The organism is Lentihominibacter faecis (assembly GCF_014306095.1).
Classification (GTDB): Bacteria; Bacillota; Clostridia; order Peptostreptococcales; family Anaerovoracaceae; genus Lentihominibacter; species Lentihominibacter faecis.
In genome coordinates this window covers 1-9,284 of record NZ_JACRWC010000110.1, presented here as the reverse complement: position 1 = coordinate 9,284, position 9,284 = coordinate 1, and the positions used below count along the sequence as shown (strand labels likewise).

Sequence of the window (9,284 nt, the reverse complement as noted above, 5' to 3'; positions counted from 1 at the left end):
CCGTCTCGTGGGCTCGGAGATGTGTATAAGAGACACATCAGTAAAAAGTCTTTCTTAAAGGCAAAAACGGCATAGCCAATGGCTACACCGCATTCACACAACAATATTTAATTAAGATACAAAGCCGCCTTGGGGCACCTTCCTTACGGAGGGTGCCCCAAAAGAATCCCGTTTTTTTATTGAAATACCGGCTCCAGACATTCCATCAGATGTTTATACCTGGCCAAAAGCTCGTCATAGGTTGGTTTATGTTTCGGATCCGGGTGATATACCCGTTCTTCCTTTATGATCTGATCACATGCCTCTTCCACTGAGTCCCAGATCCCGCAAGCTACACCTGCCAGTATCCCTGCTCCAAGGCAACCGGCACTCTTATTATTCTTTGTCGTTACAACATCCTTGCCTGTGGCGTCGGCTTTCATCTGACACCATACCGGGCTCAGTGCACCACCGCCAAAGCTGATGATACGATCCACCGATATGTCCAGCGCTTCTGTCGCTTCAATGATCCTGCAAAGCACCATCACAACACTCTCCATGATCGCCCGCACAAAATGTTCCTTGCCGTGAGCGATGGTCATGCCAAAAAAGCATGCCCGCGCATTAGCATTGAGATCCGGAGGACCAGATCCCTGCAAATGAGGCAGCGCTATCAAGCCGTCAGACCCAGCCGGCACCTCTGCCGCCATCAGATCCAGCTGATCAAATACATTCAGACCGCCGACTCCTTCTTTCATGAGTTCCATTTCTCCAAAAGTATCCCGAAACCATTTCATATACATGCCGCCGGTCGAATAGGCATGCACCATGTACAGATCCGGCATCACACTACAGTAACACGGCATTTGCCTGGTTGGATCCAGGACAATATGATCCGCCATAGCCATCGTGCAAAGAGAGGATCCTGTGCTGTCCGAGAAATTTCCCGGGCGGATCGCTCCTGTTCCCACCGGGCCGCACGCCAGATCACTGCCTCCGATATTTACCGTCAGACTCTCTGGAAGATCGAACTGCTTCGATGCGGCTTTCGTGATAGTTCCCACAATGCTTCCCGGCCTTACGATCTCCGGCAGCTGTGCCTTCATGATACCGATATATTCCAGCATTTCTTCCCAATACTGCCTCGTGTTGATATTCCAGTAAATAGAACTTCCCAGAATGGAATCGTCTTCTGCCATTTTACCCGTCAGGAGATACGCAAAATATCCGTTAAGCTGCAGGATATGCGCTATATTCCCGAACACTCCCGGCTCGTGTTTTTTGAGCCACAACAGTTTCGCACCCGGCCAGAGAGCATCGCAGCCCACCTGCCCTGTATGATTCTGTATGGTTGCGCAGCCAAAGGCATCCACGATTTCTTCAGCTTCTTTCAGTGCCCTTGTATCACACCACAGGATCGCCGGTCTAAGAGACTTCTTGTCTGCATCAAGGAACACACTGGTTTCACCCTGTACGGAGATCCCCAGCGTGATCAGCTGCGACTTCGGTACCTGTGCCTTCTCGATCGCCTTTGCGATCACATTCTGAAATAAATCAATATATCGATCCGGATCCATCTCTGCCCATCCCGGCTGCGGCGTCTGGATCTGATATTCCTCTGTAGCACTGGACACTTCCCTGCCTCGACAATCAAAGATCGCCGACTTGAATGCCGTCGTCCCCATATCTATGGTAAGTATATATTTTTCTTCCACTTGATTTTTTCCGCCTGTCATTGGTTCTCCCATGAACAATGAGTTCATTTATCTCCCCGTCACACGTTTGATCGGGGTCAGTTCCAGATACGCTTCCAAAGGTGCATCGTTCATGCAGAGCTCTATGATCTCTCTTCCCAGCGGATCCAGCTCCGGCACGAGGAACTGCTTCAGCTCTTCTTTAAAGAAATCTGTGATGATTTCAGCACCCTTATCATAACCTTCTTCGCCCAGTTTAGACTGCAGTTCCGGTCGCAGGAACTTCCGACGGATCGTCTGACCATCGATTTTCATTTCGTCCAGCGAATAGCCAAACAGCGGACATCTTGCAGGTACCAGCTGTTTCTTCTTCACCACACCGCCGCGTCTTGCCAAATACTCTCTGGCGATCCACTCTCCTGCAAATCCTATCCGGTAAACACCGATGTGCTGATTTGGGATCAAAACATAAAGGGTTTCCGAAGCTTCCGTGATCTGCTTCAGCAGCATATTAGCCTGCGTGATTTTTTTGCCTGTTGCAAATGGCCAGTAAGAGCCTACACCTTCCGACGTCATGACATTAGATTTTGCATTATCCTCAATAGAAGGATTCTTAAAGCCACGCGGTGCAACCAGTCTCCAAAGCCATGCCAGAGCAGGCGGAACGACCTGTACGAGGCCCATCACGCCATAATTAGGATTCTCTTTAGTACTCGGCGGCATCCGCACACCGAAAGAACGTACATCTACCAGCGCCGCTTCATCGTCCGGATAAATGTTGTCGATCATCTCACGCGGCAAAATCACCCGCGGGTTGGAGCACGGTTTACCATTTGGTTCCTTGATATGCTCCCAGATGAGGCAGGTTGCTCCTGGCACTCCATCAATATTAAAAAATTCCACCGGTTCCGACGGATGAATGCTGATTCGCTCATACATCGGAATATTGCCGTAATAATTGTCCCCGTCGACACGCAGAAACCAACCGTTTTCCGCATCGGTAATAGCCAGCTTGTGACTATCGTCCTGCATATCGCGATGAGCCATGACCATATCGTCTGCGATCGGGAAGATCTCGCATGTCTCGCCTAATCTGATTTCAAAACGTTCGCCTGTCACGGTATGCTCGCCCAGCAGGACACGCTCATCGGATTCTCTATGAACTTCTTCCAGCATCTCACTCTTGCCGCCGCCTGATGCGCCTTCATGCATAAAGACGACCTCGCTGTCATATGGAGTCTGCAAAAGTGCCGCCGAAGCGTGGTTCGTTACCCAGCCTTCTTTCTCTCCAATATCGATCAGTGCAGAAAACACTCCCTTCTTTGCAGAAGGTCCCGGATACAGATTATAGGAAAAAATTTCGTGAAGCTGTTCGCTCCGATAATGCACCACGACCTGCTTCCCGCCAAAATGAGTATGGCGGAACGGCGGCGCCACGTAAATGATCGCCCTCGGTGTATATCCTTCTTCCACATCTTCGATGCTGATGAATTTCTGGATATTGGCGAGTGCAAAGGCAAAGAACGCAGCATTTGCAGGCGCAATTACAAGGCTCTCGTATCCGTGGAGCTTGCTTCCCATCATGAACGGCATCACAACCAGTTCCTGATGGCTTATCCAGTTCATGGTCTCCTGCCTGAGCTGAGAAAATTTATAACCCCATCTATCTTCAAATTTCGGTTTATCTGTAGGTAGTTCATCTCCGATATACATACAGTCCGGATCACGCCTTCTCATATAAGCATCTGTAAAGTTTACCGACGGACCGTTTTTACATCTCACGACATCCGCTTCCACATAACTTTCCTTTTCAGAAATGTCATAGCTGACATTGAATCTCGCCGCTCCGTTAGGACCATAGCACAGTTCTACCAGCTGCGCCTTAGTTTTCGGAAAAATTATTTTTTCTGCCGAGTCAAGAGCCTGCTTTAAGTCTTCTGGCAGGACAAATCTATTGATCATATTCTTATCCATGCTTTACCTCTTTTCCGGAATTCGATTTCATAATAGTATTTTTAGGTACTGGATTTATTATATCATTCCACGCAGCAAAAAGATATAGCAGGTGCGATTCTTATTTTTCCTATTTGTTAAGTTGCATGAAACCAGCAACAACAGCTCCATCTCAAAATGCCAAGTGGATAAATACTATGAATTCCCAGATCAAAAATTATCTGATCTAATTGGGAATCAATCTCTCGATTCAGATGCTTGCTCACGTCATGAATTCCCAGATTTAATTTTTTCAAAGCCATATGGGAAGTTCACTACTGCAAATGTTTCAAGATCCATGCGCCGCACTCGTTATGATTCCCTAAAAGACATAAAAACTACTTTTCTGGGAACTGTTTTTCTCTGCGCTGTAAATATCTTGTAAAGCAGTTCCCAGCCTGCTGTTTTATTTTGAAAAATGGGAATTCATGAATGAAAGAACAGCTCATAAGCAGTAAAACATCCGAATCGAGGCCGTTTTTTTCGTGATCTGGGAATTCATGATTTCCCGGATACCTGACCATTAGGAGCAACCGCCGACCTCTAACAGACTTATGTAGAAGCTGATCCTAATGAAATAAAAAAACGGATCAGCGAAGGATCCGTTTTTTTATTTCATGTCTAAGCCACATGAAAAAGATTTTTTCGGCTTTTCGGAGGTGGGAGTTGAACCCGCGTGTATTTGTATAGCTATATTTTCCTGCAAAAAATTATTTGCCCAAATTTCTCGGACATAGATACAAAGACGGCTCTCCAAAACGGTGCCGTCAAGATTTATGCGCAAAATTGTTTGCAGGCTCCGGCTGAATGAAGTCAGCCGGCAATAGAGGCGTCGTACAGAGCCGCCTCCAGGTGCTTCATGTTCATGTATTTCTTGTTGCCCCACTGGGTGCCCGCCACATGGCGCAGCCGGGCGCAGACCAGCATCAGGGCGGAGTTGCCATCGGGGAATGTCCCCACCACCCGGGTGCGCCGGCGGATCTCCCGGTTCAGCCGCTCGATCACGTTGTTGGTGCGGATGCGCGTCCAGTGCTCGCTGGGAAAATCGCAGTAGGTCAGTGTCTCCTCGATGCCGTCCTCGACCTTCTTGGCCGCCTCCTTCAGTTTCATGGAACGTAGTTCCTCCACCACGGCTTTCGCCTTCTCGCGGGATGCCTTTTTGCTCTCTTGGGCGTGGATCGCCTTGAGCATTTTCGCCACAATTTTGACCTTGGATTTAGGTACAACAGAGAAAACGTTGCGGTAGAAATGCACCGTACAGCGCTGGTATTTGGTGTCCGGGAACACCTCGCCCACGGCCTCCAGCATCCCCATGCACTTGTCGCCGACGATGAGCTTTACGCCGTCCAAGCCGCGTTCACGGAGCCACTGGAAGAAGCTGACCCAGCTGGCCTTGTCCTCTTTCATCCCTTCGGCAGCGCCCAAAACCTCACGGAAACCGTCCTCATTCACGGCGATCGCCACTAAAATCGCTACATTTTCGTACTCTCCGCCCCAGTTGCGGCGCAGATAGATGCCGTCCACGTAGACATACGGATACCTGCCGCCCTGCAAAGGGCGGTTGCGCCAGTCCTCAATGTGAACGTAGGCTTTCGTGTTCAGCTCGCTGATGGTGGCGGGCGAAACCTTGCTGCCCCACAGTGCCTCGGTGATGTCCTCCACACGGCGCACGGAGACGCCTGCCAGGTACATCTCGATGAGTGCCTCCTCCACGCTGCTCTCACGGCGGCGATACCGCTCGATGATGGCGGTCTCGAAGGACACGCCCTTGAGCCGGGGTACGTGGAGCGTGACGTCTCCGGAGGTCGTGGTGAGGTTGCGGTCATAGTGGCCACTGCGGTAGCCCTGACGGGCCTCGCTGCGCTCGTAGCGGGCGGCTTGGGTCAGGGACTCTGCCTCCTTTTCCAGCAGCTCGTTCAGGGTTTCCTCTACGCTGCCGCGAACTAATTCTTTGAGCTGCCCCTTGATAATTTCCTCATTCAGCTGTACAATTTTCTCGGACATAGTTTGCTGTCTCCTTTCAGAATGGTGTGTGGTAACTTCATTCTACCAGAGCCTGCAAGCTATGTCTTCTTTTATGCGGTTTTCAATTTGCGCAAGTTATTGTACATTATCTCCAAAACAGAAGCAGTTGTGCCAAAGTTTGTTCTCTGAGTTATAAACTATAGAAAGACACCCGCAAGTTATCTTCTGCCCAGAATTGCATCCATATCCTGTTCCGGAGCAGTGATAGGCTGCAAACCATAGGTGTCAACTAATACTTTCACAACGCTTTCAGAGAGAAAAGCCGGAAGGGTGGGGCCGAGATACATATTCTTAATTCCCAAAGACAGCAAAGTCAAAAGGATACAAACCGCTTTTTGTTCATACCAGGAGAGAACCAAGGTCAATGGCAGATCGTTGACACTGCACTCAAATGCGTCTGCCAGGGTAAGCGCCACTTTAATTGCACTGTACGCATCATTGCACTGACCCATATCCAGAATACGAGGTAAGCCTCCAATTTCACCCAAATCCAAATCGTTAAAGCGGTATTTCCCGCAAGCAAGCGTCAAAACCAGTGTGTCCATTGGGGTCTGTTTGACAAATTCTGTGTAATAATTCCGTCCAGGATGTGCGCCGTCACAGCCGCCGACAAGGAATATATGCTTGATAGCTCCCTCTTTAATGGCACTTATGACTTTTTCCGCATTGGCAAGAACAGCACCATGTGCGAAGCCCGTAGTAAGCATATGGCCCCCATTGATACCGCTCATGCTGTGGTCATGCTCATACCCTCCCAATTCCAGTGCCTGTTCAATCAGCGGTGTGAAATCCTTATTGCCGTGTTCATCTGCTGTAATGTGAGTTAAACCTTCATACCCCACCACGGAGGTCGTATAAATACGATCCCGATAGCTTGGTCGCTGTGGCATTAAACAGTTGGTCGTAAACAGCACAGGCGCGGGAATATTCTCAAATTCTTTCTGCTGGCTTTGCCACGCGGTTCCGAAATTCCCCGCCAAATGAGGATATTTCTTCAGTCCCGGATATCCATGTGCCGGTAGCATTTCACCGTGGGTATAGATATTGATTCCCTTATCCTTGGTTTGTTCCAACAGCTGAGCCAGATCCTTCAGATCATGGCCTGATATCACAATAAACGGCCCTGCTTTGATGTCGGTATTCACTCTGGTGGGGACTGGTGTTCCAAAGGAACCGGTGTTGGCACTGTCCAGCAGTTCCATGCATTTGAGATTGACTTTGCCGAATTCCATGATAAGAGCCAGCCATTCCTCCACCGTGTGCTCCTCATTGATTGCACAGAGACCCTTGTAGAACCAAGCAGTCACCTCATCATCCTCATAACCCAGATTCATACTGTGATGGGCATAGGCCGCCATGCCCTTCATTCCGAAAAGCAACGTGGAGCGGAGAGATACAATATCGGTTTCCCCTTTCCATAATTCCAATTTTGGACAATCCTGCGCGCCACCAATCTTTTTTCGCTCTGAAACAATGCGGTCAATAAAATGGCGGATAGAAGCGTTGTCAAAATTCACATTGGTCAGCGTAGTAAACAGACCGTCCATCAAAAGTCGGTCAGCTGTTTTGGTTCGGCGTTCATTTTTTACAGCAGTTTCCGCAAGGTGAATCAGTTCACAAATAAGCTCATCCTGCAAATTGGCGGTTTCCGGCTGCTTACCGCAAACGCCCACTCGAGTGCAGCCCTTGTTGCCTGCGGTCTGCTGACATTGAAAACAAAACATATCGGACATAAATTTTCCTCCTGTTGTTAGGTACTATTAACGGGTTTATTCTGAAACCCCGATGACTGAGACAGGACAGTTTTCAGCAGTTTCCCTCACTTTATCAGCCGTTTTTTCTGACGACGCATAAACTTCTGCCAAGCCATCTACTGAAATCCGAAAGACTTCCGGACAAGTAGCAGCGCATAAGCCGCAGCCGATACATCCATCACGATCAATCGTAACTTTCAAATTTTACACCTCCTCTGGATATATCACTATCAGCAACAGTTTAAACTGTTCTTAGGCAAATACACTATTTGTTAGAATATGACAACTAGCATCATCTTAAATGCTTCTTCCCCAAACACGGCATGGGGGTGTCCGGCGGGCATTATAATGGATTCGCCCTCATGGATCAGGTAATCCATGCCGTCGATGGTAATCCTACCGACGCCATCCAAGCAGGTAACGAATGCATCCCCACCGGATTCATGGGTACTGATCGCCTCTCCCTTGGCAAAAGAAAACAAGGTGATGCTTATGGCATTATTCTGAGCCAGTGTTTTACTGACAACCTGACCTTCTTGATAGGATATTTGCTCCTTTAATACATGAACCTCTGCCTGACTGATATTTTTAATTTTAACGCTCATAAAAACCTCCCTATTCGTCATACAAATAGTTTCGTACTTTTTTCTGCAATTTATTCCATTCAAATAAAATCTCATATGCCCTTATAATGGCCGCGGCCATATAAAAAATGATGAAACCCGTGTGAATACTGGGCTTCAGTATAAATAATGACGGTATGAAACTTGGGCATTCCAAAAAGAATGCTCAGATCTCATACCGTCGTTCACGGCTTTTCGGAGGTGGGAGTTGCACCATCCAAAAATCCACATTAGAAGAATTAGTGCTTTGATGCGTAGTTTACACAAAATCCATTACCACCATCATTTTCTATTCCAATTTTTACGCCACAATCTGGACAAGTGCTATAATATATAAAATACTCCGGTTCATCAAGCTCATCAACCTCAATGTGTTCGTTATATTCTGTCAAAATTTCATCAACAGAATCAACCGAACCAAAATTCATTAGTTTCCCTGAGTGCTTGTTCCACAATACTTTCTTGTCCCAATGAGTCATAGTGTTCCTTAAGTCGATCTCTTAGTCTAAACAATTTTCCACTTGCGGTATCGACTAATTGACCATAAGTGACAACATGGATTCTTCCGCTTGAAGTGTTTTTTTCAGCGTCTATTTTTAAGTCAAAGGCCAAGAGCAAAACATCATTGAATTTAGGTCTTTAGAGATATATTTCAATGGCGTTTTGTAATATTTCGGCACTGGAATAAGCCGTTTTTGCTATACTGACATCATTGCTCCACCTCAGCTTCCACTTCAAGTCCGCCGATGAAAACCACCTTGATTTTATCCTTTGACTCTACGATGACGCATTGCAGGATTTTGCGGATGATCTCATTGTCGAAGAGCAACGGGTGGTTTTTCATACCATCGAGGACGGTAAAAATATTGTCCAGCCGAGACATCGCGTTTTTGCGATGCTGTTCGGCGGCGCTGTATTCCGCCAGTCTTTGTTCCAGCATTCTTTTTTCACTCATCATCGCTTCGATGCGGGGATCGGTGAGCAGGCTTTCAGGATTTTCAGCCGTTACGGTGTTTAGGATGTCATTGAATTCCTTATCGATTTGTGCGATGCGGATTTGAATCATAACCACCCTTAAAAAGGGTGGTTTGCTCTAGAGCTATAAGCCCATGGATTGCTAGGCTAGCGTCTCAAGGCGCTAGCTTTCTCTTCGTTCAAGCTACATTGCCATTGCCTCTTTAGCTACCCCTCAAAGGGGTTCCATTATTTTTTAAATG

At 47.6% G+C, this 9,284-nt stretch carries 8 protein-coding genes; all 8 read right to left on the bottom strand.

The window, feature by feature from the left end; translation table 11 throughout:
- Positions 1-176: 176 nt before the first annotated feature.
- The 8 genes from H8876_RS09335 to H8876_RS09300 all read right to left on the bottom strand — a co-directional run bounded on the left by H8876_RS09335 (position 177) and on the right by H8876_RS09300 (position 9,133).
- Positions 177-1,742, bottom strand: a complete 1,566-nt coding sequence (locus tag H8876_RS09335; RefSeq protein ID WP_249287523.1) for a xylulokinase — start codon at positions 1,740-1,742, stop codon at positions 177-179.
- Entirely contained in the window at positions 1,743-3,647 is a 1,905-nt protein-coding gene (locus H8876_RS09330) for a DUF4914 family protein (RefSeq protein ID WP_249287522.1), read from the bottom strand.
- Between the two features lie 831 nt (positions 3,648-4,478).
- Positions 4,479-5,669, bottom strand: a complete 1,191-nt coding sequence (locus H8876_RS09325) for an IS256 family transposase (protein ID WP_249287521.1) — start codon at positions 5,667-5,669, stop codon at positions 4,479-4,481.
- Positions 5,670-5,848: 179 nt separating this feature from the next.
- Positions 5,849-7,423: a hydroxylamine reductase gene (gene hcp / locus H8876_RS09320; RefSeq protein WP_249287520.1), complete on the bottom strand. Its 1,575-nt coding sequence runs from the start codon at positions 7,421-7,423 to the stop codon at positions 5,849-5,851.
- A 36-nt stretch (positions 7,424-7,459) separates the two neighbouring features.
- Entirely contained in the window at positions 7,460-7,645 is a 186-nt protein-coding gene (locus H8876_RS09315) for a ferredoxin (RefSeq protein WP_249287519.1), read from the bottom strand.
- A 71-nt stretch (positions 7,646-7,716) separates the two neighbouring features.
- Positions 7,717-8,049, bottom strand: coding sequence for a cupin domain-containing protein (locus H8876_RS09310; protein ID WP_249287518.1), 333 nt, complete (start codon positions 8,047-8,049; stop codon positions 7,717-7,719).
- 257 nt (positions 8,050-8,306) lie between these two features.
- Positions 8,307-8,546, bottom strand: a complete 240-nt coding sequence (locus H8876_RS09305) for a hypothetical protein (RefSeq protein WP_249287517.1) — start codon at positions 8,544-8,546, stop codon at positions 8,307-8,309.
- A gap of 230 nt (positions 8,547-8,776) precedes the next feature.
- Positions 8,777-9,133, bottom strand: coding sequence for a hypothetical protein (locus tag H8876_RS09300; protein ID WP_249287516.1), 357 nt, complete (start codon positions 9,131-9,133; stop codon positions 8,777-8,779).
- Positions 9,134-9,284 lie beyond the last annotated feature (151 nt).